The 559-nt window shown below is 71.6% G+C and carries 1 protein-coding gene; it reads left to right on the top strand.

Translation table 11 applies throughout. The annotated features are described in order from the left end of the window. Positions 1 to 145: 145 nt before the first annotated feature. Positions 146 to 559, top strand: a 414-nt coding sequence (locus FUT87_RS23630) for a BMP family ABC transporter substrate-binding protein (protein ID WP_147242584.1), incomplete at its 3' end; no start/stop codon positions are given.

Below are 559 nucleotides of genomic sequence, written 5' to 3'. Positions count from 1 at the left end.
GAGCGCATCACGCTGTCCGAGCGGCGCGAGCCGATCGAGTACTGCCTCATGAAGTACGTGTCCAGCTACCGGTACAGCGCGCGGATCACGCAGTCCAGCCGGCTCGTCTGAGCGCGCCGGCCGCCCCCTCCCGGCACCGCCGTCGATGCGCCCCGCCCTCTGCTTCCTCCTGCGTCAGCTCCTGTGGCTGCTGGCGGCCGTGGCCGTGCTCTACGGCCTGAAGGCCGCAGGCGAGCGGCTGCTGCCGCGCGCCCAGGCCGGCCACGCGGTGCGCGCCGTGCTCTTCATCAACGGCACGCTGGGCGACAAGTCCTTCTTCGACGGCGCGGCCAAGGGCATGCGCGAAGCGGCGCGGCAGTTACCGGTCACGGTCAAGATCGTGGAGGGAGGCACCGACCCGACGCGCTGGCTGCCGGCTCTGACCGCGCTGGCCGACAGCGGCGACTACGACCTGATCGTCACCGGCACCTACACGATGGCGCCCTATGTCGAGCAGCTGGCGCGGGCCTATCCGGAACGTCGCTTCGTGCTCTACGACGCCGCCGTGGACGCCGGCCGC

This window comes from Mitsuaria sp. TWR114, assembly GCF_007997345.1.
The sequence above is the reverse complement of the archived record's forward strand: the minus strand, read 5'-3'. Positions and strand labels throughout refer to the sequence as shown.